The organism is Prevotella heparinolytica, from assembly GCF_002998535.1.
Taxonomy (GTDB): Bacteria; Bacteroidota; Bacteroidia; order Bacteroidales; family Bacteroidaceae; genus Bacteroides; species Bacteroides heparinolyticus.
In genome coordinates, this window is the sequence record NZ_CP027234.1 from 2,358,843 (window position 1) to 2,384,089 (window position 25,247).

Annotated in this window: 21 protein-coding genes; 5 read left to right on the forward strand and 16 right to left on the reverse strand. The window is 49.9% G+C overall.

The window, feature by feature from the left end:
- Nucleotides 1-20 precede the first annotated feature (20 nt).
- From lgt to polA, 6 genes are all read right to left on the reverse strand, one after another.
- Entirely contained in the window at nt 21-872 is an 852-nt protein-coding gene (gene lgt, locus C3V43_RS09605; protein WP_106069620.1) for a prolipoprotein diacylglyceryl transferase, read from the reverse strand.
- A gap of 88 nt (nt 873-960) precedes the next feature.
- Nucleotides 961-1,890, reverse strand: a complete 930-nt coding sequence (locus tag C3V43_RS09610) for a ketopantoate reductase family protein (protein WP_106069621.1) — start codon at nt 1,888-1,890, stop codon at nt 961-963.
- A gap of 25 nt (nt 1,891-1,915) precedes the next feature.
- Complete coding sequence (locus tag C3V43_RS09615) at nt 1,916-2,725, reverse strand: carboxypeptidase-like regulatory domain-containing protein (protein ID WP_106069622.1); 810 nt, start codon at nt 2,723-2,725, stop codon at nt 1,916-1,918.
- Between the two features lie 32 nt (nt 2,726-2,757).
- Nucleotides 2,758-3,861 carry a redox-regulated ATPase YchF gene (gene ychF / locus C3V43_RS09620; RefSeq protein WP_106069623.1) on the reverse strand — a complete coding sequence of 368 codons (1,104 nt, stop codon included), beginning with the start codon at nt 3,859-3,861 and terminating at the stop codon, nt 2,758-2,760.
- 243 nt (nt 3,862-4,104) lie between these two features.
- Nucleotides 4,105-4,497 carry a DUF3836 domain-containing protein gene (locus tag C3V43_RS09625; protein ID WP_106069624.1) on the reverse strand — a complete coding sequence of 131 codons (393 nt, stop codon included), beginning with the start codon at nt 4,495-4,497 and terminating at the stop codon, nt 4,105-4,107.
- Nucleotides 4,498-4,773: 276 nt separating this feature from the next.
- On the reverse strand, nt 4,774-7,638 hold the full coding sequence (gene polA / locus C3V43_RS09630) for a DNA polymerase I (RefSeq protein ID WP_106069625.1): 2,865 nt from the start codon (nt 7,636-7,638) through the stop codon (nt 4,774-4,776).
- Between the two features lie 88 nt (nt 7,639-7,726).
- Here polA and C3V43_RS09635 point away from each other — a divergent pair, with 88 nt between their 5' ends.
- Nucleotides 7,727-8,701, forward strand: coding sequence for a polyprenyl synthetase family protein (locus C3V43_RS09635; protein WP_106069626.1), 975 nt, complete (start codon nt 7,727-7,729; stop codon nt 8,699-8,701).
- On the opposite strand, the gene C3V43_RS09640 is transcribed toward C3V43_RS09635, so the two are convergent.
- From C3V43_RS09640 to C3V43_RS09680, 9 genes are all read right to left on the reverse strand, one after another.
- Nucleotides 8,677-9,405, reverse strand: a complete 729-nt coding sequence (locus C3V43_RS09640) for a DUF1266 domain-containing protein (RefSeq protein WP_234819804.1) — start codon at nt 9,403-9,405, stop codon at nt 8,677-8,679. The two genes, C3V43_RS09635 and C3V43_RS09640, sit on opposite strands and share 25 nt — an antisense overlap.
- 362 nt (nt 9,406-9,767) lie before the next feature.
- Nucleotides 9,768-10,670, reverse strand: coding sequence for a deoxyribose-phosphate aldolase (gene deoC, locus C3V43_RS09645; protein ID WP_106041254.1), 903 nt, complete (start codon nt 10,668-10,670; stop codon nt 9,768-9,770).
- A complete protein-coding gene (locus C3V43_RS09650) occupies nt 10,657-10,995 on the reverse strand; it encodes a nucleotide pyrophosphohydrolase (protein ID WP_106043254.1) in 339 nt (112 codons plus the stop codon). Before C3V43_RS09650 ends, deoC begins: the two co-directional genes overlap by 14 nt.
- Nucleotides 10,995-11,447, reverse strand: a complete 453-nt coding sequence (dtd, locus tag C3V43_RS09655) for a D-aminoacyl-tRNA deacylase (protein ID WP_106069627.1) — start codon at nt 11,445-11,447, stop codon at nt 10,995-10,997. Before dtd ends, C3V43_RS09650 begins: the two co-directional genes overlap by 1 nt.
- A 475-nt stretch (nt 11,448-11,922) precedes the next feature.
- Nucleotides 11,923-13,776, reverse strand: a complete 1,854-nt coding sequence (uvrC, locus tag C3V43_RS09660; protein ID WP_106069628.1) for an excinuclease ABC subunit UvrC — start codon at nt 13,774-13,776, stop codon at nt 11,923-11,925.
- A 4-nt stretch (nt 13,777-13,780) separates the two neighbouring features.
- Nucleotides 13,781-14,305 carry an adenine phosphoribosyltransferase gene (locus tag C3V43_RS09665; protein WP_164996239.1) on the reverse strand — a complete coding sequence of 175 codons (525 nt, stop codon included), beginning with the start codon at nt 14,303-14,305 and terminating at the stop codon, nt 13,781-13,783.
- 56 nt (nt 14,306-14,361) lie between these two features.
- Nucleotides 14,362-16,236: a tRNA uridine-5-carboxymethylaminomethyl(34) synthesis enzyme MnmG gene (gene mnmG / locus C3V43_RS09670; protein WP_106069630.1), complete on the reverse strand. Its 1,875-nt coding sequence runs from the start codon at nt 16,234-16,236 to the stop codon at nt 14,362-14,364.
- Nucleotides 16,237-16,423: 187 nt separating this feature from the next.
- Nucleotides 16,424-16,939, reverse strand: coding sequence for an HU family DNA-binding protein (locus C3V43_RS09675; RefSeq protein WP_106069631.1), 516 nt, complete (start codon nt 16,937-16,939; stop codon nt 16,424-16,426).
- A gap of 269 nt (nt 16,940-17,208) precedes the next feature.
- The gene (locus C3V43_RS09680; protein WP_106069632.1) at nt 17,209-19,740 is read right to left on the reverse strand and encodes a glycoside hydrolase family 9 protein; all 2,532 of its coding nucleotides are present in this window, start codon (nt 19,738-19,740) and stop codon (nt 17,209-17,211) included.
- A 162-nt stretch (nt 19,741-19,902) separates the two neighbouring features.
- Between C3V43_RS09680 and C3V43_RS09685 the strand changes: the two genes are divergently transcribed.
- The 4 genes from C3V43_RS09685 to C3V43_RS09700 all read left to right on the forward strand — a co-directional run bounded on the left by C3V43_RS09685 (nt 19,903) and on the right by C3V43_RS09700 (nt 23,459).
- Entirely contained in the window at nt 19,903-20,145 is a 243-nt protein-coding gene (locus C3V43_RS09685; RefSeq protein ID WP_234819805.1) for a glycoside hydrolase family 9 protein, read from the forward strand.
- 481 nt (nt 20,146-20,626) lie between these two features.
- Nucleotides 20,627-21,358: a DUF3575 domain-containing protein gene (locus C3V43_RS09690; protein WP_106069633.1), complete on the forward strand. Its 732-nt coding sequence runs from the start codon at nt 20,627-20,629 to the stop codon at nt 21,356-21,358.
- Nucleotides 21,355-22,332: a DUF5119 domain-containing protein gene (locus C3V43_RS09695; RefSeq protein ID WP_106069634.1), complete on the forward strand. Its 978-nt coding sequence runs from the start codon at nt 21,355-21,357 to the stop codon at nt 22,330-22,332. Before C3V43_RS09690 ends, C3V43_RS09695 begins: the two co-directional genes overlap by 4 nt.
- Before the next feature lie 47 nt (nt 22,333-22,379).
- The gene (locus C3V43_RS09700) at nt 22,380-23,459 is read left to right on the forward strand and encodes a fimbrillin family protein (protein WP_106069635.1); all 1,080 of its coding nucleotides are present in this window, start codon (nt 22,380-22,382) and stop codon (nt 23,457-23,459) included.
- A 123-nt stretch (nt 23,460-23,582) separates the two neighbouring features.
- Here the strand turns inward: C3V43_RS09700 and C3V43_RS09705 are convergent, their stop codons facing one another.
- Nucleotides 23,583-25,247 carry an IS1182 family transposase gene (locus C3V43_RS09705; RefSeq protein ID WP_106068183.1) on the reverse strand — a complete coding sequence of 555 codons (1,665 nt, stop codon included), beginning with the start codon at nt 25,245-25,247 and terminating at the stop codon, nt 23,583-23,585.

Genomic DNA, 25,247 nt, shown 5'->3' on the forward strand with positions numbered 1-25,247 from the left:
TTATTTCTTGATATGGTTGACTACTTCTTTATGGTTTGTTTTCTCCTGTAAAAGAACATGAAATATATTCCGGCAATGATGAATGGGATACTGAGCCATTGTCCCATATTGAAGTCCATTGTATTTTCAAAATCGGCTTGATTTTCTTTCAAGAACTCTATAAAAAATCGGAAGATAAATATTTCGGTCAGGCATAGCCCGAAGAAGAATCCACGGTGATAGCGTTGTTGTTGTTTCTGTCCTTTCCTATAAAGATAAATCATTCCTATGAAGAAGATGAAATAGGCGATTGCTTCGTATAGCTGTGCCGGATGGCGGGGCAACATATCCACCCGCTCGAAGACGAATGCCCAAGGCACATCGGTCGGTTTGCCGATTATTTCGGAATTCATCAGATTGGCAAGGCGGATGAAACAAGCGGCGATGGGAGCGGCTACGGCTATCATATCCATCACATCCATGTAGTGTATTTTTGTTTTGCGGCAATAGAGCCAAAGAGCGATAATCAGCCCCAGCGTACCGCCATGACTGGCAAGACCTCTATAGCCAATCCATTTCCAACTGCCGTCGGGCAGGAAATGTATGGGAAATATTATTTCCCAAGGATGGTTCTGAAAATATTCCCATCCATAGAAAAAACAGTGCCCCAGCCGTGCTCCGAGTGTGATACCTACAATACAATAGAAAAAGAGTGGAGCAAATTTCTCGTCACTGATTCTCCGGTTTCGGTATTCGCGTTGAACAATGAAACCAGCAAGTATAATGCCCACAACCCACAACAGGCCGTAATAGTGGATGGGGATGCTTCCGAAGAGCCTGAAGAGTTCGGGATCGGGGTTCCAGTTGATGGAGAGCAACAGTGGTGATAGCATATTAATGATATATATCAAAAGTTTGTTTTGACAAAGGTATGAAAAAATCCGGTTGGGTGGTCTGTCTGTGATATCCCATTTTGGAATATCAAGTCGGATTTCCGAACTTTTCCGCCACCATTCTGTATGTCGGCACTTCGATGCCTTGCTCTTCGGCTGCGGCAATTACATCAAACAGCAGTCCTTGCACTTCGCTTTCATGCCCTTTGGCCATGTCTTTCTGCATGGAGGCGGTGCTTTCGGGGGCCAGTTTATCCATTACTTTCAGATTGTACGCCACCAAGTCTTCCGTGAACTCTATGCCCATTTTTTTGCCCAGCAAGGCACTTTCTTGCGACAGTCCGATGAAAGTGTCGCGTGCCTTGCCCGGTTTCTGCACTTCGCCCATAGGAACATCATAGTAGGCACCTGTGACAGCCATGGCCGAAATGAACGACCATTTGACGAACGTATCTCGCCGTATGTCCGTCGAAATGTCGGCCTTGATTCCGCTTTCCTGCAAATCTTGTTGCACGGCCTCCAGTGTTTCGCGGGAAACATCGGTGCCTTGATGTGCCCCGTATACCACACGGAAAATCTTTCCCATTTGCGTGATCTCTCCCGGAGCAGAGACGAATGCCACGATATAAATGCAGCCGTCGAGCACGGTGACATCGGGGACAAGCCGCCGGATGCGCGGCCCTGTGCCGTAGACGTTGAGGATGGGGATTACCACCGTATGCCGGTGTGAGGCACGTTTGATTAAATCGGTGATGGAATCGACCGAATACCCTTTGACGCAGACAAAGATGACGTCTGCCTTGCCTTGAAACTCTTCCGTCGTGCAGGTGGGTATGTTCAGCGTATGCTCGCCTTTCAGGTCGGAATGCAGTTGCAGTCCGCGGGTGCGTATGGCTGCCAGATGTCCGTCTCGTGCAATGCAGGTGACGTCTTTTCCTGCCAGAGACAAAAAAGCGGCGATGGAGCCTCCTACGCCGCCTGTGCCTGCAATGAGGTATCTTAATTTATTGTTTGTCATTTGCAGAGAATATTGTAGGGAATGGTTATTTGATGTAATTCTCTTTCTCCATATAATAAAGCCCTTCTCCTTGATCGCCATTTTCCAAGTCTGTCAATTCTATTCTGAAAATGCGGTAAGGAAGATTTGTTTTCGGATGTTTTGGAAGTGCCACGGTCAACAGATAAGTATTCCCATACTGATTGGCAGCAAAATATTCTTTTATTTCTTGTTTCATCAGTATGGGCACTTCTTCACCGTCTATCCATACAATGGCTTTTAGCTGTCCGGAAGGAGGAGCCATACGACATTCTTTTGCCTTTTGGCCTTGTTCGGGCTGCTCTATGCCGGAAATTTCACTATGTACCGATGATTCCGGGTTCATCCCTTTCATCCATTGATAGGTACGTGTCAGGCCTATGGGACGCACGTATATCTGATAAGCGGGGGTGGCTCCGGGAATGCGGAAGACATGCAGACCGTATGCTTCCATGCGGTGATAGCGTATGTTGAGTGTGGTGTCGCGGTCGGCAATGAAATTCCAAGCCCAAAACTCCAGTCTGTGGTCGGCTTCGGGCAGGTTGTTTTTCATGGCAATTTGTGCATAGGAAGGGAGGTAGATGGAGGCTATACTTTGATACTTTCCTTTAGGAATACAGATCATGTAATCTCCATTTTTATCGGTAACAGCTTCTATGATGTTACTGAATCGGGGAGTTTTCCACCAAATAGAAGCACTGTCTATCGGTTGCCCGTTAAAATCTGTCACTCGTCCTCTAATGATTACAGAGTCTTTTTGCTGCGCATAGGTGGCTGCGGATAATAACAGAATAAATAAAAATAGGAACTGTTTCATGTCGATTATCGTATGTCTTTATCCTCACACGCTTACACGTTGAACCTGAAGTGCATGATGTCTCCATCCTGCACCACGTAGTCCTTGCCTTCCACGCCCAGCTTTCCGGCTTCGCGCACGGCGGCTTCGCTTCCGTACTTCACGTAGTCGTCGTATTTGATGACTTCGGCACGGATGAAGCCTTTCTCGAAGTCGGTGTGGATGACGCCTGCACATTGCGGAGCTTTCCAGCCTTTTTGATACGTCCATGCCTTTACTTCCATTTCGCCGGCGGTGATGAAGGTTTCGAGGTTCAGCAGTTTGTAGGCCGATTTTATCAGGCGGCTGACGCCCGATTCTTCCAGACCCACTTCTTCGAGGAACATTTGGCGGTCTTCGTAAGTCTCGAGTTCGGCGATGTCGGCTTCGGTCTTAGCGGCTACGATGAGTATCTCGGCGTTCTCGTCCTTTACGGCTTGGCGCACCATGTCGACGTATCGGTTTCCGCTTACGGCAGCGGCTTCGTCCACGTTGCAGACGTACATCACGGGTTTGCCGGTGAGCAGGAAGAGTTCCTTTGCCACTTTCTGTTCGTCTTTGGTGTCGAACTGCACGGTGCGGGCCGATTTGCCTTGTTCCAGCGCCTCTTTATATCGCACCAATACGTCATAAGCCAGTTTGGCGGCTTTGTCTCCGCCGGTCTGTGCCTGTTTCTGTACTTTCTGTATGCGGCTTTCCACGGTTTCGAGGTCTTTCAGCTGGAGTTCGTAGTCGATGATTTCCTTGTCGCGCACGGGGTCTACGCTGCCGTCCACGTGCGTCACGTTGTCGTCGTCGAAGCAGCGCAGCACGTGGATGATGGCGTCCGTCTCGCGTATGTTGGCAAGGAATTTATTGCCCAGCCCTTCGCCTTTGCTGGCTCCTTTCACCAGTCCGGCAATGTCTACAATCTCTACGGTGGTGGGCACGATGCGTCCGGGGTGCACCAGTTCGGCCAGCTTGGTGAGTCGTTCGTCGGGCACGGTGATGACGCCTACATTCGGTTCTATCGTACAGAAAGGGAAGTTTGCAGCCTGCGCTTTTGCGTTGGACAAACAGTTGAAAAGTGTCGATTTGCCTACGTTCGGCAGTCCGACAATACCACATTGTAAAGCCATTGTCTATTTCGTTATTTTAGAGTTATCTTCTTGGTTATGACGGCCGAAAGATTCGGTTACTGCCGCTTTTCCGGTTGCAAAGATAGGCATTCTTCCGCTTATTGCCTTAAAAGGCGCTCTTTTTCTCAAAATGAGAGAGCCGGAGTGCGTCGCGCATTCCGGCTCTCAGTGTTATGAAAAGGTTTAGTTAATTGTTAGGAGTGAAAAACAATTTTATTTCTAAGAGAGAATAAATTTCTTCAATTACATGTTAGGATTGTCCATCGTTACCGTCATTGCGGGAATCAGGATATACTCTTTTTTGTTTTTGTTCCATTTATAGTAGGTGGTAGTGATGCTCTTTCCCTGATAGGCGTAGCGGATGCACATGTCGTTGGCCCACTCTTCTTTGATGCTGTCCCACTTCAGGGCTTGGCTTTCCGTCATGCGGTTCTGCCCGTCGTACTTATAGTTGTACTTCATGTAGTTGGTCAATGCTCCGTTTTCCATCTTGTAAATGGTTTCGGCCACTTTCACGCCGTTTACTTCTTCCGAATTGTAAATGAGGTTGCTTTTATTGTCGGCCGATGCGCTTAATCCGCAAACCAAAATAAATGCTGAGAGAAACACTGTTTTTAAAGAAACTTTTGCTTTCATGGTTATTTGTTTTTTGAGTTTAACTTTCTATTGTCTATCAATATGTCATTAATTTCGCCGCAAAGGTATGGAATAAATTGACACAAATATAATATTAGGCGTTATTTTTATCAATATGTCAGATTTCTGTTTTTCCTTTTCTTTCTTTTTGGCAAGATTGATGAACAAAAAATATCCGGCAGTGAGGTTGCCGGATATTCTGATGAGCAAACTGTATTTTGAAAAGATTGCTTCCGTTGCTTTCTGATTGTAAGTTAAATAAAGTTATTGGGTGGCTCAGTGTGCCTGAAGCCAGTTTTTTCCCCATCCGCAATCGGCCCTCAGGGGTACGAGCATGCGATATGCCTGTTCCATCTCCTCGATTACAATTTTCTGTACGAGCTCTTTTTCGGCTTCCGGAACGCTGAAATTCAATTCGTCGTGCACTTGCAGAATCATCTTTGCTTTCAGATTGTTACTTTGAAAACGCCCGTAGATGTGCGACATGGCCACTTTGATAATATCGGCTGCGCTTCCTTGTATGGGAGCGTTGATGGCATTCCGTTCGGCATAGCCCCTCACAACGGCATTTCTTGAGTTGATGTCGGGCAGGAAGCGCTTGCGGCGGAAGATGGTTTCCACGTATCCGTTTTCGCGTGCCACTTGGATACTTTTGTCCATGTATTCCTTAACCTGCGGATAGGTTTCGAAATATCCGTCAATCAGTTCTTTGGCTTCCTGCCGGGAGACGTCCATACGTTCGGCCAGTCCGAAGACGGAGATGCCGTAGATGATGCCGAAGTTGGCGGTTTTGGCTTTTCGGCGCATGTCGGCGGTCACCCGGTTTATGTCTTGCTTATATATCTTGGCGGCGGTGGCGGCATGGATGTCGTGCCCGCTGCAAAAAGCGTCTGTCATGTTTTTGTCTCCGCTCAGATGGGCCATGATGCGCAGTTCTATCTGCGAGTAGTCGGCAGAGAAAAATTCGCAGCCGTCGTCGGGGATGAAAGCCTTGCGAATCTCCTTCCCGTCTTCGTCGCGGATGGGGATGTTCTGCAAGTTGGGATTGCTGGAACTGAGTCGTCCGGTGGCTGTTACGGCTTGGTTGAACGAGGTGTGTATGCGCCCCGTGCGCGGGTTGATGAGTTGGGGAAGACTGTCGATGTAGGTGCTCAGCAATTTCTTCAGTCCGCGGTATTCCAATATCTTGTCGATGATTGCGTGTTTGCCGCGATGGCTTTGCAGCACCTCTTCGGAAGTGACGTATTGCCCGGTTTTGGTCTTCTTGGCTTTCTCCACGATTCGCAGCTTGTCAAACAGGATTTCGCCCACCTGCTTGGCCGAACTGATGTTGAACGTTTCTTTGGCCATTTCGTAGATGTCCTTTTCAATCTCTTGCAGGCGCACGGTGAAGTGTTCGGACGATTGCTTCAGGGCTTCGGTGTCAATCCGCACGCCATTGGTCTCCATGTGTACGAGTACAGGCACAAGCGGCATCTCTATCTCGTGGAACAGGTGTTCGGCACCTTGCTCTTTCAATTCTTTCTCCAGCACGTTTTTCAGTTTCAGGGTGATGTCGGCGTCTTCGCAGGCATAGCGGTAGACATCGCAGGGTGGGAGGTCGCGCATGCTTTTCTGGTTTTTGCCTTTCGGCCCAATCAGTTCGTCGATATGGATGGTGCGGTAGTGCAGGTAGATTTCCGCCAGATAGTCCATGTTGTGGCGCAACTCCGGTTGGAGCACATAGTGGGCGAGCATGGTGTCGAACAACGGACCTTTGACGCAGACTCCGTAATTCCAAAGGACAATCATGTCATACTTGATATTTTGTCCCACCTTCATGGATTTCTCGTTTTCGTAGACAGGACGAAGCTCGTTCATTATTTTTAAGGCTTCTTCACGATTGGCAGGAACGGGGATGTAGTAGGCGCGGTTTTCGGCATCGCTGAAGCTCATTCCTACCAACTCGGCTTCCATCGGCTCGGTTCCGGTGGTTTCCGTGTCTATCGCGAGAATTTCCGTTGTAAGTAACTTTTGAATAATTTCTCTTCTTTTCTCTTCTGTATCAATAAGTTGATAGTCCGTGTCGAGCGTTTCTAACCGTGCGAGATTTGAATTTTCAGATTCACCCGTCCACTCGCCCGCAGAATTTGCAAACAAATCGCCTTGAACGGGAGCGTTGTTTTCGGAACCGGTGTCGGTTTGCGGTCGGGCAAACAGCGTTCCGGCAAAAAGGTCGGGTGCGGAGACAGAGGCCGGGGATGGGGAAGAAGCAGAAGCTGCGTTTCCTTTTTTCAACACCCGGTCGATGAGGGTGCGGAATTCCAACTCCTCGAAAATCTTGCGCAGTTCTTCTTCGTCCGGTTCTTCGCGCACGAGCGAGTGCATGTCGAGTGCTACGGGCACATCGGTCTTGATGGTGGCGAGGAATTTGGAGAAAAGGATCTGCTCCCGGTTTGTTTCCACTTTGGTTTTCAGTGCGCCTTTTAGTTGGTCGGTGTGTTCCAGCAGGTTTTCAATGCTGTCGAATTCGGCGATGAGCTTTTGTGCGGTTTTTTCTCCTACGCCCGGACAGCCGGGGATGTTGTCGGAAGCGTCGCCCATCAGTCCCAGCATGTCGATGACTTGAAGGGTAGACCGTATGTCGAATTTTGCCTTCACCTCTTCCACGCCCATCACTTCGAAGCCGCCGCTATGCTTGGGGCGGTACATGAATACGTTGTCCGATACCAGTTGGCCGTAGTCCTTGTCGGGGGTCATCATGTAGGTGGCGATGCCTTGCCTGCCTGCTTCGGTGGCAAGCGTGCCTATCACATCGTCGGCTTCGTAGCCGGGCACTTCCAGAATGGGGATGCGGTAGGCGCGGATGATGTCCTTTATAATAGGTACTGACAGGCGGATGGCTTCGGGCGTCTCTTCCCGTTGTGCCTTGTACTGTTCGTAGGCTTCGTGGCGGAAGGTGGGACCCGCGGGGTCGAAGGCCACTCCTATGTGGGTGGGATTTTCTTTCTTCAGTACCTCTTCCAAGGTGTTGACGAAGCCCAGAATGGCCGATGTGTTGAATCCCTTTGAATTGATTCTCGGATTCTTTATGAACGCGTAGTAGGCCCGGTATATCAGCGCATAGGCATCAAGCAGAAACAGTTTATCGGTAGTTTTCATACATTTATTCCTCTTTTTTCATGGTAAAAGTACAAAAAAATACGGTATTAACCGTTTTATTGTTATTTTTGTGGGCAAATAGCGACGCATGGACCATTCTTCACTTATAAAATCTCCGATATCCCAGGAATTGGAAGACTTCAAGGAGCTTTTTGAAAGTTCGCTCTCCAGTTCCAATCTTTTGCTGAACAGCGTCATCGCGCATATCCGGCAGAAGAACGGGAAGATGATGCGCCCCATTCTGGTGCTTTTGTCTGCAAAGCTATATGGCAATGTCTGCCCTGCAACCCTCCATGCCGCAGTTTCTCTGGAGCTGCTTCACAATGCCAGTCTGGTGCACGACGATGTGGTGGACGAGAGTACCGAACGTCGCGGGCAGCTTTCCGTCAATGCCGTTTTTAATAATAAGGTGGCCGTGTTGTCGGGCGATTTCCTGCTGGCAACGGCATTGGTGCAGGTGGCCATGACTCGTAACCACGATATTATAGGTATCGTCTCCGCTTTGGGGCGCGACTTGGCCGATGGCGAACTTCTGCAACTTTCCAACGTCAGCAATCCGCAATTTTCCGAAACTGTTTATTTCGACGTGATACGTAAGAAGACGGCCGTGCTCTTTGCCGCTTGTACAAAGGCAGGCGCGCTTTCGGTAGGTGCCGATGCCGAAAAGGTTGAGTTGGCGCGTCTGTTCGGCGAGTATGTCGGTCTCTGTTTTCAGATCAAGGATGATATTTTCGATTATTTCGATAGCAAGGAGATAGGTAAGCCTACCGGAAACGATATGTCGGAGGGAAAGCTGACGTTGCCGGCGCTCCATGTGCTGAATACCGTGAAGGATGAAGCGATGCGCGAACTTGCCGTAAGGGTTAAAAACGGACAGGCCACTTCGGATGAGATAGTCCGTTTGATTGAGTTCACCAAGCAGCACGGCGGAATTGAATATGCCTTGCAGACCATGTATGCTTATAAAGAAAAGGCGCTTTCGCTGCTGGCTTCCATGCCCGATACGGATGTCAAAGCCGCACTTGCCGCCTATCTGGATTATGTGGTGGAGCGGGAGAAATAGGCTCGTCGGAACGGTGTGCACATCCACGGACTTTCTGTATTTCTCGTCGCAGTGCAGTAACATTCAATAACGTTTCTGAATTTTTTCTCACCGGGATAGTTTACCGCTTGTCCCAATAGGTAGCTTTTGCCTATCTCTTCCCAAGATGCGAAGTATTCGCGGCACTTCTTGTCGGAAAATTCGATGTATTCCCATGCTTCTTGCTCGCTAATCAGGCGGCAATCGTAGGCCGTGCGCGATAGCTTTATTATTTTGCCCAAGTCCCAAGCCAATATGCCGCGCTGCAAGTCCTCGTTTGTTATGCTGATTTTGCCGTGTAGCCGGATGTGCCGGAAGGAGATGTCCAGATTCCTGCAATAGTGTACCAATCGTTCAATGCCTATGAACTTCTTCCTGATGGCCGCTTCCCGTTGGGTTTCGTCGCAGTGCGACAAGTATAAGGGGAGCATGATGTCGTATGCGCTTCGTTCGCCTTCTTCTTTCAGGAAGTGCATTAGGGGCGGCAGTTGGATTGAGCTTTCGATGTTGTTGGCCGACAGGATTTTTCCAAGCGATTGCCGATTGGCTCCGGTAGTCAGGCTGTTTGTATAAAATCCATACTGTTCTCCGGCCATCAGTCCGGTGAATAAGGCGTGCAACTTGTCAGAGCCTGCAATTCCGGGTTGCGGGTTGGCATTGAAAGGTAATGAATTTATTGTTTCCATACTCTTGATATTTAGCCTATTATCAAAAGGCGTGAGAACTGTTGCCCTATATTTTTCTCGAGGTTTCAGCAAAAACCCTTTACGAAATATAAGCAACAGTCTCACGCGCTATTCGATATATAACAAGAGTATATACGTGAAAGTACGTGAGACCCGTTTGCTTATTACCTTTCGTAAATGAAATTTTGCTGAATTCCGAGAAAAAGATAATAAATGAAACGTTCTCTGATACACTATATTAGCCAAAACGCCATTGGCCCTTATGTCACAAAGGTAAGGTTTTTTTTTTGATTATTCCTATTTAACGGCTGTTTAAATTTTTGTTCAACAAACTTTTGAAACCGTTTACCTGTTTTGTGCTGTTAAAAGAATTTTATCTCCTCGCCTTTGATTTCGGACAGCAGCAGATTGGCGAGACGGCTTGTGCCTAAACGGAACAGGCTGTTGTTCAGCCACTCTTCGCCAAGTACTTCCTTGACAATGCTGTAGTAAATCAGTGCGTCGTTCACGGTGTTGATGCCTCCTGCAGGCTTGAATCCGATCTTGTTTCCGGTCAGCGCATGATATTCCTTGATGGCTTGGCACATCACGTAGGCGGCTTCGGGCGTGGCGGCAGGTTGCTGTTTGCCGGTGGAGGTCTTGATGAAGTCGGCGCCGGCATACATGGACAGGATGGAGGCTTTCTTTATGTTGGAGGCTGTCTGCAAGGCTCCGGTTTCGAGAATCACTTTCAGGTGCTTTTCTTTGCAGGCGGCTTTCAGTTCCTGTATCTCGTCGCACATGGTTTCGTAGTCTCCGGCAAGGAACTTGCCCACCGAAATCACGATGTCTATCTCGTCGGCGCCTTCCATCACGGCCATTGCCGTTTCGGCCACCTTTACTTCGATGAAAGTCTGCGAGGAGGGGAAACCGCCCGATACGCAGGCGATGTTTACGTCCTCCACTTCCAGCGTGTCCCTTACGATTTCGGCGAAGTTGGGATATACGCAGATGGCGGCCACGTTCTTCAGGTCGGGAAATTCGTTGTCGAATTGGTTCACTTTCCGGGTGAACTTCATGACGCTTTCATCGCTGTCCTCGGTTCGGAGCGTAGTCAGGTCGATGCAGTTGAAGAGGAATTTCTTCACGTCGGGCGTATTGTTTGCAGGCACTTTCTCTGCAACGATTTTGGCTACTTGTGCAGCTACTTCTGCATCGTTCATCCGGGTGTTGTACTTGGCCAGAGTGGCTTCGTACTTGTTTTGCGTAGACTCAGTTTTTTCCATGGTCTTTCAGTTTTGGGTTATTGATATGTCTCGTTTGGTCACGTTTGGTTTTCTTTTCAAGGTTGCGGGCAAAGGCTTCGGTCAGGTTCACGCCCGTCTGGTTGGCAATGCAGAGCAGCACCCAGAGCACATCGGCCATTTCGTCGCCGAGGTTGTTTTTTTCGCCTTCCTTGAAGGATTGGTCGCCGTATCTGCGTGCCATGACGCGGGCCATTTCGCCCACTTCCTCGGTCAGTACGGCCATATTGGTGAGTTCGCTGAAGTAGCGCACTCCGTATTCCTTTATCCAAGCATCCACTTGTTGCTGTGCTTCTTCCAGTGTCATCATTCCTTGTTTTTTGTATCCATGCAGATGGTTACCGGACCATCGTTCAGCAGTTCCACTTTCATGTCCGCTCCGAAGCGGCCTGTGCCCACCTCTTTGCCCAGCGCCGTGCTCAGTTCCCGGCAGAACAGCTCGTAGAGGGGGATGGCTGTTTCCGGCCGGGCTGCCCGTATGTACGAGGGGCGGTTGCCTTTCTTGGTCGAGGCGTGCAGCGTGAACTGGCTGATTACCAGTATGTCGCCGCCGGTTTCGATGACGGACTTGTTCATCACCCCTTGTTCGTCGTCGAATATGCGCAGGTTCACGATTTTCTTGCAGAGCCAGTCGATGTCGTCCTTTCCGTCGGCTTCCTCGATGCCCAGCAGTACCAGAAGTCCCTTTCCGATGGCCGAATTGCAAGCCCCGTCTATGCTGACGGAGGCGTGTCCGGTGCGTTGTATCACTACTCTCATGCTGTTTGTTTTCCTTTTTTGAACAGGCAAAGTTACAAATAAATTCGTTGTGTTGCGTGGCTTTTGCCCTACGATTTTATCATCTCTGTTTTCTGCTTTGACAGGGGCAAGTGCCTGTCGTGGCAAACACTTGTGTCTGTTCTGTCGGATGCTTGTGTCTGTCGGCTTGGATGCTTGTGTTTGTCACGGCAGGGGCTTGTATCTGTCGGGAACGGCCTGCAGGGGGCTTGTGGAGGGGGTAGGTGAGGAGGAGGAAAGGGGATTTTCAGACGCAGATGGCACGGATGACGCAGATTTAAAGTAAAAACATACAAGGGGGATATAAGAGAAAACCGGAAAACCGGAAGAAAGAAACCGGGGCTTCCATGTGGGAACCACAGCGAGGCGAAATAAAAAATCTGCGTCATCCGTGCCATCTGCGTCTGAAGAATTTACTTTCCTCAGCCTGCAAATCAAAAGATTATCCTGCTGATAATCAATCAATTGTGTCTTCGAAATGTTTCCTTATGATGTCGGCTTTCGCCTTGCCCGCCACGGCTGCCAGCTCCTCGTGCGAGGCTTCCCGTATGCGCTTCACGCTCTTGAAGTGTTTGAGCAGCGCCGATTTGGTTTTCTCCCCTATGCCTTTTATCTCGTCCAGCGCCGAAGCTATCTGGCGCTTGCTTCGTTTATCGCGGTGGAAAGTGATGGCGAAGCGGTGCACTTCGTCTTGAATCTGCGTCAGGAGGCGGAAGAGCGGAGAGTTCTGTTTCAGGCCGATGGTTTGGGGAGGGAAGCCGTAGAGCAGTTCCGAAGTGCGGTGTTTGCCATCTTTGGCAAGCCCGGCAATGGGAATGTTCAGCCGCAACTCGTCCGTCACCTCTTTTACGGCGCTCATTTGCCCTTTTCCGCCGTCGGTGATGAGGAGGTCGGGCAGGGGAGTGTTCTCTTCTATGGCGCGCCGGTAACGCCTTCTGACGACCTCTTTCATCGAGGCGTAATCGTCCGGCCCTTCCACGGTCTTGATGTTGTATTTCCGGTAATCCTTCTTCGAGGGTTTTCCTTTCACGAACACCACGCATCCGGCCACGGGGTCGGAGCCTTGGATGTTCGAGTTGTCGAAGCATTCTATCCGCATCGGAAGGCGTTCGAGGTGCAGTTCTTGCTGAATTTCCTTGAGCAGGCGCACGGTTCGTTGCTCCGGATTCAGCTTTTCCGATTGTTTCAGCCGGTCGGCCTTGTATTGCTTCACGTTCAGGGTGGAGAGTTCCAGCAGTTTCTTCTTGTCGCCCCGTTGCGGAACGGTGAACGTCACGTCTTTCAGCTCCATGTCCGGCTCGAAAGGTACGATGATTTCGTGCGAAAGGCTCTTGTACCGTTCTCTCATCTCGATGATGCCCAAGCACAGCAGCTCCTCTTTCGTCTCGTTCAGCCGTTTCTTGTATTCAAACGTAAAGGCCTGATTGATGGCTCCGTTCGTGATGTGCAGGTAGTTGATGTAAGCCGATTTGCCGTCGCCGTCTTCCTCGATGGAGAATACGTCGATGTTGTGAAGCACGTTGCTCACCACCTCCGACTTCGCTCGGTAGCTCTCTATCAGCAGGTACTTCTCCTTTACTTTTTGCGCCTCCTCAAACCTCATCTCGGCGGCCAGTTCCTGCATCTGTCGCAGCATCATCCGTTCCACTTCCTGCGTGTTTCCTTTCAAGATTTCCTTTATCTCATCGATATTTTTCATGTATTCCTCGTGGCTCTGCCTGCCGATGCAAGGGCCTGCGCAATTCTTGATGTGATACTCCAGGCAGACGTTGAATTTTCCGGCACGGATGTTCTCCGGCGAGAGATTCAGATTGCATGTGCGCAGAGGGTACAGGTGTTTGATGAGGTCGAGCACCGCATACATGGATGGAACATGACTGTACGGCCCGTAGTAGGACGAGCCGTTGCGGATTATCTTCCGGGTCTTGAATACGCGCGGGAAATATTCGTTCTGCATGCAGATGCTGGGGTAGGTCTTGTCATCCTTCAGCAGCACGTTGTAGCGTGGCTTGTATTTCTTTATCAGGTTGTTCTCCAGAAGCAGGGCATCCTCTTCCGTGTTCACCACGATGTATCGGATGTCGGCAATCTTGCTTACCAGCACCCGTGTTTTCCCCGGCTCGTGCTCGCGGTTGAAGTACGAGGAAACCCTTCGTTTCAGGTTCTTGGCTTTGCCTACGTATATAACGGTTCCTCCGGCATCTAAATATTGGTAAATGCCGGGGCTTTCGGGCAGGTTGGATACAATCAGCCGCAGGGCTTCTCCTCTTGCCTCCCGATCTTGTTGTAAGGATGCCCTTGGGTCAATCATTGGTTTATAGTGTCAGCACGGCTTCCACGTCAACATCGTTTCCAAAGACCTCTTTCCCGTGCAGCTCTTTCAGTTCGATGATAAAGTTCACATACACCTTCTGCGGATGCATCTGCTTCACTAACTTGCAGGCAGCCTCCATGGTTCCTCCGGTTGCCAGCAGGTCGTCGTGCAGCAATACCACGTCGTCTTCGCCGATGGCGTCTTTGTGCATCTGCACGGTGTCCTTGCCATACTCCTTGTCGTAGCTTTCTTCGATGGTTTCTGCCGGCAGCTTTCCCGGTTTACGGATGGGCACGAATCCGGCGCCCAATCTGGTGGCAAGTATAGGACCCATGATGAATCCTCGCGACTCGATGCCTACTACTTTCGTTATACCTCTGTCCTTATACATCTCATACAGGATGTCCGAAAGTTCCTGCAAGGTGGCCGGGTCTTTGAATAGTGTGGTCACGTCGTAGAACAGAATTCCCGGTATGGGGAAGTCGGGAATCTCCCGAATGCTCTTGGCAAGTGTTTCTTTGCTCATAATCAGTCTGTTTTATATATTTATTTAATTACTTGTTTCACGTGGAACTTTGTTCCTTATCGCCCGCAAAGTACCAACAGCACATTAATGTCGCTGGGAGATACGCCGGGAATCCTGCTTGCCTGCGCTATCGTCTCCGGATCAATCTTTTCCAGTTTCTGTCTGGCTTCGGTAGAGAGAGATTGGATGGAAGCATAGTCGAACTTTCCTTTTATCTTGATGCTTTCCAGTCTCCCCAATTTGTCCGCAATGATTCGTTCGCGTCCGATGTAGCCTTCGTATTTGATAAGTATTTCGGCCGCTTCTATTATTTCCTCTTTCCTGTCCGATAGTTTATCCAGTTCACGTTTAAAGGAGTTGACGTGTTCGGCAATGTTTTCAATCGTCACTTGCGGGCGGTTTATCAAATCGATCAGTTTGCATCCATGGCGGAGCGAGGTAGTGCCGAGCTGTTCCAGCACCGGGTTGATTAATGCCGGTTTAATCGAATATTCGCGGGTAAAGTTTATGATATGGTTCACGGCTTCACGCTTTTCCGTCAGCAACTTATAGCGGTCTTCCTTGGCAAGTCCCAGTTTCCATGATTTCTCCGTGAGGCGCATGTCGGCATCGTCCATGCGGAGCAGGATGCGATATTCGGCTCGCGAGGTAAACATACGGTAAGGCTCGTCTACTCCTTTTGTCACCAAATCGTCGATTAATACACCGATATATGCTTCGTCTCGTGCCAAGGTGAATGGTTCTCCACCGTGGCAATTGATGTGTGCATTGATGCCGGCAATGATTCCTTGTCCGGCAGCTTCTTCATATCCGGTAGTTCCGTTCACCTGTCCGGCAAAGAACAGGTTCTTTATTTTCTTCGTTTCCAACGAGTGTTTCAGTTGGGTAGGGTCGAAGAAGTCATATTCGATGGCATAGCCTGGGCGATAGATGACCAAGTCTCTGAATGCCGGAATCTTTTTCAGTGCGGCAATCTGTATGTCCATCGGCAGCGATGAAGAGAACCCGTTGAGGTAGAGTTCCTGCGTGGTTTCGCCTTCCGGTTCGAGGAACAGTTGATGCTGCGGTTTGTCGGGGAAGGTTACAATCTTTGTTTCTATGCTGGGGCAATAGCGTGGCCCTATACTCTGTATTTGTCCGTTGAAAAGCGGAGAATCGGACAGACCTTTGCACAATACCCCGTGTGCTTCCTCATTGGTGAAGCAAGTCCAGCAGGAGAGTTGTTTCAGGTGTCGCACGCCGGTGTTCATGAACGAGAACTTGTGGAAGTCGGCTTCGCCCTCCTGTATCTCCATCTCCTCGTAGTGCACGCTTCGCCCGTCTATACGCACCGGTGTGCCCGTCTTCATCCGTCCGTAGGCGATGCCATGTTTTGCGATGGATTCGGTCAATTCGTACGATGCGGGTTCTGCCATGCGTCCGCCCGGCAATATGGTTCGGCCTACGTGCATCAGTCCGTTGAGGAAAGTGCCTGCCGTAAGTACGATGCATTTGGCTCGGAAGGTTACTCCCCACAGAGTGACCAATCCCGTAACTTCTCCGTTTTCAACGAGGATTTCGCGCACGGTGTCCTGCCAGATGTGCAGGTTCGGAATGTTCTCCAATATTTCCCGCCACGCCCAGATGAACTTGTTGCGGTCGCATTGCGCGCGCGGGCTCCACATGGCCGGTCCTTTCGAGCGGTTCAGTATGCGGAACTGGATGGCGGTTCGGTCTGTCACCAGTCCCATGTATCCGCCCAATGCATCCACCTCGCGTACTATCTGCCCTTTGGCAATACCCCCCACGGCCGGATTGCAACTCATCTGTGCGATTTTGTTCATATCCATCGTGATGAGGCATGTCTTCGAGCCTAAGTTGGCGGCTGCGGCTGCGGCCTCGCAACCTGCATGCCCGGCACCTATTACAATAACGTCGTACTTAAATTCCATTCATTCAATGAAGTTAAAAACCGCACAAAGTTACTAAAAAGGCACGGATTTCACGGACTAACGTGATTTTTATAAACAAAATCCATGTTAATCCATGCAATCCGTGCCCGATAGAAAAACATGGAGGCGTTTCTGTGGCGCCTCCATGTGCTATTTTGCAGTGGTTTTGCATCTATGCCGTCGGCCGTTATCCCAAAGGGTTTTCGTTTTGGTCGCCGCTTTCGCCGCCGCTTGTATTCCCGTTCTCGGTTTTCGGTTTGGGAGCATCGCTGCCTGTTTCATCCTTGTTGATGCGGTCCACGTCTTTCAGGACGAGACCCTCTGAGCGTGTGGTGCCCGATGTGGTGATGCGTATGTCGCTATTGGCACGAAAGCAGATTCTTAGCGCGGTGATGTCATTGCTGCTGAAGTCTTCGGCCTTGTCCGTTCCTTTGCTTTGGGCGGCAAGGTAGAAGTTTCCCAGTCCGTCGATATTTACGATTCGTCCGGCCAGTAAAGTCTTCTTCAGATAGGTGCGGAAGTCTTTCAGCACGCTGTAAGAGTTACCCTCGCTTACGCCGGACATGGCGCTGATTTCCTTTGCCACTTCTTTCAGCTTTGCCGCGCTGCTATACTTGTAGGTGATGATGGGATATACCCTTTTGGCAGAGTTTTTGTCTGTCGGTTTGCTTAAACGTTCGTGTTTGCGAAATAAAATAGCCATAATGTTTCTGTTTTTAAATAATTAATAAAAAGTTTTGTTTTGTATTCGTGTATTAAGCTTAATCACATTGCAAAGATAAACACAAGTCTAAAACCCGGAAAATATTTTTCCCCCGTTTTTTTCAAGACCTTTTTCAGGTTGGGTTCTTATGGAAGTATAGTCTGCAAATGAACGTTTATACGGTCTGCATGGCAGTTTGCAGTGAAGATGGTGTACCCTCCTTGCCTCTGCACGAGACAGGGGGGCACACCATTTTACGCCACGCCTTCTTATTTCAATAGTTGTTGTGCCGCGAGCACCAGAAACATATAGTGGGATGACCCTCCTCCCAGCACATACTCTGTCTGCTGCCAAAGGAACGGGAACGTGAGCAACTCCGGGAAATCGGGACGGATAAGCGCCGTGCCGGAAATGACACCGCCCGGAATGTAGGACCAGTCGGCACGGTTGAGGCCGTAGCCCACCGTGGCCGATTGCGCGCCGACACCCGATGCGAAAGAGGCCTGATTGGAGCCCGGATGGCATCCGAGAATAAAGTTAAGGGCATTGAACACCGGTGCTTGCGAAAACAGTTCCGGGTAGGCTGTCGTCAGGAAATAGTGCCGGAAACCGAAGTGTTGTATATCCCAACCTGCTCCCCAGATGTTGGGACGATAAGGAACTCCGTAAGGCGTCTCCCGTACCAGTACGGCCAATTTTTGTTCGTATCCGGCCAAGGCTTTGCGAAATGCGGCAGAGAAGGTTTTGGCTCTTTTGTCTTTCATTTGCGCAAACTGTTTCTCCACACGTGCCGTGTACCAACCGGTGTGTTCTATCTGCTTGACGATGAATTCCCGGTTATCCAAGATGAAATCCATATAAGTTTGTTCACCGGTGGTCAGATATAATTCCACGGCCGCCTGCACTTTGGAGGACAATACCCTGTCGTTTCCGCTTGCGGTGGAGGCGTATATGTTGCGTGCAATGCCAAGGCAATGCACGCTCAACGTATCGTTGAAGCCTTTCAATACGCGCGACACGGCAGCCAGCTGGGCGGCTGTCGACAGTTCCCGCCCCGGATTATCCTCCGTAAATATCCGGCGGTCGTCCTCGTTGCCTGTCTTCCCGTCCGTCATGGCGGCGGCGTCGCCCAAAAGCACATATTGGCGCAGGTCGTTGCAGATGATGCCTCTGTACAGGCGTCCCAGCGCCAGATAGCCGTTGACCACACTGAGTGCGCCGTTCTCCACTTGTTGCAACAGGTCATTCTTTCCGTCGGGCTGGTGAATCTCCGTCACACGGTTTATCTGGTCGATGGAAGTCACGTCAATGTCCGGGCGGAAAGTTTCGTAGGTCAATGCGAGGATGTAAGATTCTCCGGCTTGAGACTCGATGCGTAGGTCAAAGTCGCCGGCATCGTGCCAGCCGCCTATGTTCACTCCGGGAACCACTTGTCCCGGCGCGAATTCGGACAACCCCTCTTTCTGGTCGTATCCGTCGATATGGTTGTGGGACTGCGCCATTTGGGCGTCGTCCATGTGGCAGCAGTCGTGCCACACGCGGTATTTCTCGTTGACTCGCATGTGGCACATCTGTACGGGCAGGAAATATTCGAGGACGGGTTGCCACACGCCACGGGCATAAACGTCATTGTCGATGCGGAAGATGGGAGATACGGAAGTATCGTACTTTATCTTATAAAGCCCCGGTTCCTTCACGTCGGTGAAATCTACCTTAAGATAGTTATATCTCAAGAATTTACCCCATTCGGCAGGGTTTACCGTTTTGACGACGCTCTCGCCGTCTGCGTCAATGCGGATGATTTGTGCCGTTTGTCTTTTTTGGTCGCGGATATCCGTTTCGATGACGGCTTCCTTCTCTTGAGCGGGATGATAGCCTATCTGTGAGGTCTGTATAACCGGCCGATACATCCAGTCGTCCACCACGTTCGGGGTGATGATCCATCTGACGGCGCCTTTGGTGACGCCCGGCTTTATGTGGCTGCGCAGTACGAACCACCCGTTGTTGTGGTTCATTCGGCCGTCAAACAGTTGCAGGTCGCCGTTCAATGACTCGATGGTGACTTTGTTGTAGGAATCATCGGGGCGGACGGTGAATTTGCTTCCCGTGGCATAAGGCCGGGCGATGATGTCGTCCGCCACTATCGGGCTGTATCCTTTCCCTATCAGATTGTTTATGTCGGCCAGCGACTGTTTGCCGTCGTGGTAATTTCCCGTATGCAGATGGTTGGGGCGGGTTGTCATCAGGGGTGAGTTGGGCTGTTGCGGAAAGATGCCGCTTTGCTTGTCCATGAGCCACGGTTTGCCGAATAATGAACCCGGAAAGAACTCAAGGTTGAAGCCTGCTTTCCCGATAAACTCTTCGGGAATGGGACGATCCAAATCTACGGTTACTTCCAGATGCTTTCCTTTCGTTTCCACCTTTACGGTGTATTTCAGGTTGAGGGCGGGATAAATCATGGGGTTGAATCCCGTGAGGTGGCGTGAGGAATCGGGGTAGCATAAGGTAGTGATGATGCTGTTGCCGTCGAGCCGGCGGTCGAGCTGTTTCGGTACGGGCTGCCATTGTCCGGGAGTGGCTTCCAGCCGGATATCTCCGTTGGTGGCTATGCGGTGTCCGTGCATGATGATACATACACCGCCCTGATGCCCTTCGGGATAGATGTCATCGAAAGCCATCACGTCTACTCCCCGGTTTCTGAAATAGCCCGAGGATGTCAGTTCAAAATCTTGCGCATGCAGCTCGCTTTGACCGCAGAACAATGCAAAGACCGATGCGAATAGTAAATCTCTCTTTTTCACAGCATTTGTTTTTTAAAGTTATGTAATACTTCGCTAAAATACGAAATTAGACGGAAAGAGAGGGTGGCGATTTGTAGCCGATAACGTCATGAAATGTATTTTTTCAAAGGCGCAGATTCAAAAGGAGCCGCAATAGGAATCAATTTAGCCTCTTGAAAGGAGATGGAGGGTAAGAGGGGCAAACAGCTTTTTCGTAAATTTGCGGTGTGCAGAATGCCCGTGCCCGGCTTCTTGGTGAGAGGGCCCAATCCCGGCAGGCAAGACGGCGTATCCTATCCTTCAAATCTGCCGGATGAGTCTTATGCGGATGTAGAGGGTTCGTATGCTTCCAATGAGATAGCCATCAACTGGAGTGCCGCTTTGGTGGCGCTGACTTCTTCGCTGGATGCCCTGATGGCAAAATGAGGCTGCCTGTCTTGTTTAAAGCTCCCTATGTTATCGGCAATCGGTATGCCCCTTATTTGTTGATATTTATTTAAATCTCCTTTCCTTTTTCCGTACCCCTCTCAGAACACGTTCTGGCAGGGGTATGCGTTCCTCACCGAGGAAGGCATCGTTCCTCACCGAGGAACACCCTCTTCCTCACCGAGGAACGAGCCTTTCCTCGGTGCCGGAAAAATCATGACTTTTCATTCAATACTTTTTTGTAATCATATTTCGGAAAGAAGAAGCGGAACCGGCCACAGCTTTGCCGAAAGACGGTGAGCCGCTGAAAATCAACCACTTACATCCCTAATACCTATCTGACCGATAGATGGACGGCTCTAAAAAGCTGATTTTTTGAAAATATCTAATGGAAAGTTGTAGGATGTCGGACTTAATTGTATATTTGCCGCATAATTAATCACAACTATTTCGTGCCACACAGACAAAGCAGGTTAACTTAATGAAATTGTTCCATTCTGTACTATTATTGACATTTGGAATCTGTAATTGCCTTTATGCCGGGCAAAAAGTGGAAGATGATTTTCTACTGCGACAAGTAGGAAAGGAATCATCCACAGAAGAAAATTACCCCCCCCCCCCATACGATTATATCGCTGATAACCAGCGATTTACTACCCGGATTTTCTCCCCTTTCAATCTTGCGCTGAAATCGAACCTGCTTTACGACGCTCTGCTTGTGCCCAATCTGGGGGCAGAACTTTATGTGGGCAAGAACATCTCCATATCTTTTACGTGGATGCACGCATGGTGGAAGACCGACCGCCGGCATTACTACTGGCGCACCTACGGGGGCGAGTTGGAAGTGCGTAAATGGTTCGGAACAAAAGCTGCGCAACGACTCACTGGGCATCATGCCGGCATTTATGCCGGAAGCCTCACTTACGATTTCGAGCTGGGGCGTCGCGGAAACCTGTCCGATCGCTGGACGCGCCACTACGGACTGTCCTACGGCTACTCGTGGCGCATTGCCCCTTACCTCAATCTGGATTGTTCCATCGGCATCGGCTATCTTACCGGCCGCTATAAAGAATACCTTCCCGTGGACGGATGCTACGTGTGGCAAGCCACCAAGAACCGCCATTGGGTGGGGCCTACCAAGGCAGAAGTTACAATTGTGTGGCTCATCATGCAGGATTTGCGTCATCGCAAGGCGAAAGGAGGTGCCCGATGAAAACAGCGACGTCGTATACCGCCTTGGCCTGCATCGTCACGCTGACACTCCTTTTCTTTGCCTCCTGCCGGCACAAAGAACTTTGCTACGGGCATCCCCATGGGCAGACCGTGCGCCTTGTCTTCGACTGGCGGTACATCAACGACGTGCCCGGCGCCATGCGCGTATTCTTCTATCCCGTGAACAACAGCCGCCGCACTGAACCCTATGTGTTCGATGTCTCTGCCCTGACCCGTGCCGAAGGTTCCGAAATCTTTCTCGAAGAAGGAACCTACCAAGTGGTGAGTTTCAACATAGATACCGAATACATTCTCTATAGAAAAGAAAATTCTCATTCGGAATTTGAAGCTTATACCCAAGGGCGCACGCTTACCCTCAACTCCTCGCAAGGGGGAAAGACGTCGACCAAAACGCTGCCGTTGGTGGGTACGCCCGACTGGATGTGCCGTGCATCGCTTGATGAGGTGCATATAGGCAGTGTACAGGGCGAAAGTCCGAAGCAGATAGTGCTCACTCCCCGTTCTGCCGTGTCGAAGTTCACCTGCGAGGTGCGCGGCATAAAGAATCCGGGTCGTGTGAAGGGTGTCATAGGCACGCTTTCCGGCGTGGCAGGCTCGCTTTTCATGGGCACGGGGACGTTTCCCGCCGCTCCCTCCACCGTCTACTTCGATGGCGAGATGGAAGGTGGAGTGGTCAGAGGGAATTTCCTCGTCTTCGGGCTTCATCCCCAAGCCGTAAAACCCGAAGATAAGGTGCTGACGCTCTACTTCCGCACCGATGCAGGCATAAGTGCCTTTTCATTCAACGTGGGCGATCGCATTGAGATAGAAGAAGACGACGGGCACTATGTCATCAAGGCAAACGTCGTCATCGAGGGCGATATAGAGTTGCCGTCGCCTATCGTGTCCGATGAAGACGGACTGGTGGTGGATGCCGAAGAATGGGATGCCGTGTACATTGATATTAATATATGATATTGTTTTTTTATAAAAATGTTTTACAAACTTAAAAGAAGGAAAGTATGAAAAAAATGTATTATTTTGCCGCTGCGGCGCTATTGCTGATGGCGAGCTGCTCCAAAGAGGAAATTCTGGAGCAAAGTAAAGAAGCGAAGATAGCGTTTAATGTGCTATCGGACAATGCTGTAACTCGTGCCACACCGATTACTTCGGCTAATTTGACTTCTGCGGATTTCAAGGTATGGGCTTTTACCGGTACTACAAAGTATATGAGGGGGGTTCAGATTAAGCATAACGGTACTAAGTGGGATTATGCAAGTTCGTCGGATGTTTATTATTGGCCTTCGTCGGCTCTGAATATTTATGCCGTCAGTCCGGCTGCGCATACCAATCTCACTCCGGGGTTTGGAACCAGTTCTGCTTTAAATTTTACTTATACGGCGTCGGAGACTAATACGGAGCAGGCAGACGTGATGTATGCCTCCAAACTGAATTTTTCTAAGCCTGGTGATGCTACGGTGCCTCTGAAGTTCAAGCATGCGTTGTCTCAAATTATTTTTAAAGGAAAAGCGGCTTCTGCCATGACTGTAAGAATAAAGAGCATTAAAGTGCATAATCTCAAGAAGAGCGGTACATTTACTTTTCCTGCAACCGAAACAGCCGATGGTTCCGCTCAGGGAAGTTGGGCACTTACCGGAACTGCTGATGCAGACTACGTTGTCGGCACGGTTAGTAATCCTCCTCTGAATGAGGCCACTATTAATGGCGCTACACTGACTGACCTTACCAAATCTGACGGGGTTTTACTGGTTTTACCTCAAACAGCAACGAAATGGACAACTACTGAGGGAGCTGCTGTTCCCATTACTACGGCAGATACAAACAACCAATGCTATCTTGAGATAGAATTGAAGCTGATTGTAAACGGTGTTTTTTTGATAGGCGGAACTGGTTATGACAAGGTGTATGTCCCGTTTGGAGGTACGGCTTGGGAAGCGGGTAAGAAATATATCTATACGCTCAACTTCGGTGGCGGCTATAAAGCAGATGGTACCGTGATGTTGACTCCGATGAAGTTCGAGCCTACGGTTGAAGAATGGGGTGATTCGTCGTCAGATATCATATTGCCTCCGGCTCCTTGATATGAGGAACAGGTTGCCAATGGTTTGGCTATAATCAGACGTAAGTATCATTTTCATGAGGGTGTGTCAAAATAGACACATCCTCTTTTTTTGTTTTTTCGCGTCTTCCCTGCTCGATTTCCCTTATGCCGCAATCAACTCTGTTTTTCTTCCATGACGGCCTCCATTGGGCCGGAAAAGGCGTATCAGGACACAAATCAAGGCTGTAAATGCGTCTGACAGCCCCGATATCCCCCCCTTGAGCATCTTTGCGCACATTTTCTTGATGTTGAAGGCCATGGCGAAGAAGGCAAAGTCCATCAAAACCTTGTCTTTTCCAAAGTGCCGGAAGCGTCGGTATGCCATATCGAACTTCATCTGTCCGAAGACGGCTTCAGGTTCAATGCACCGCCGTCCCCTGTGCCTGATGCCTTCCCGGGAAGTGAGCCTTTCCCGTGCCTTTCCCTTGTATTCGTTCAGCCTGTGGTTGACCTCCATGATGCGTCTGTCCGTCCTTGCCCCGTAGCATCTGCATCTGAGCGGGCATCCTTTGCAGTTCTGCGCCCGGTAGCGTGCGCTTTCGGTGAGGTATCCGCCTGCGGTCTTTCCACGGGTTGTCCCGACGCGCTCCATGTGCTGCCCCATGGGACAGACGTAATAATCCTCCTCCTTATTATAGTACAGGCTGTCCTGATGGAACGGGGCCGGTGTATAATGTGGACGCTGTTCCATGTGGAAACGGTTGTACTTGACGTATGCCTCCACGCCGGCATCCTCCATGAAACGGTAGTTCTCCTCCGAGCCGTACCCCGAGTCGGCAACGGCGGTGGAAGGATGACGGTGATAGCGCCGGAAGAAAGAATCCATAAAGGGGATAAACGTGAGCGTGTCGGTGGGATTGGGAAACAGGGCAAAGTCGGTGATGAACTGGTTCTCCGTCGCTATCTGGAGATTATAGCCGGGCTTGGTCTGCCCGTTGTTCATGGCATCCTCTTTCATGTGCATGAACGTGGCGTCAGGGTCTGTCTTGGACATGGAATTGCGACTGCCAATCTGTTCAAGACGGCTGTCATACTCCTGCAGTTTCTCACGGTACTTATCCAGTTCCTTTATCTGTTTCTCCTTTTTCTTGCACTGTGCTTTCTCTTCTTTGGTGGTAGCGGCAGGGGGCGTGGCAAGGGCTTCTCTAAGTTCGGCAGACAGTTCGCTCAATGTTGCGGGCGTGAACTCCACATGCTCTTTCTCCGAGGATTTCTCTTGCGCAATGGTATCATCGACCTGCTGCAGGAGGATGCGTATCTTCTCTATCAGTTTAGTGCGATTCTTTTCTATTGTCCTGCGCCATACAAAAGTGTATTTGTTGGCTTTTGACTCTATCTTCGTACCATCGATATATTCCACATCGAGCGTTACAAAGCCACGCTCCGCGAGCAGAAGAACCAACCGGGTAAATACATTGTTGAGTTCGTCCTTGACACGATTACGGAATCGGTTGATAGTAATAAAATCAGGTTTCTCATATCCTGCAAGCCAAATGAAGTGTATGTCACGCAGGAGCAATTGCTCTATCTTGCGGCAAGAATAGATATTATTCATATAGGCATAGAGGATAACCTTGAGCATCATCTTCGGGTGGTATGGACTACGACCGCTTTCCTTGTAGAGCTTGCGGAAATTATCCAAATTAAGACCGTCAACAATGGCGTTGACCATGCGGACAGGGTCGTTCTCCGCAATATTTTCATCAAGCCGTTGTGGAAAAAGCACCGTTTGGTTGCAAGTGTAAGGGCGAAAGTGTAACTTTGACAT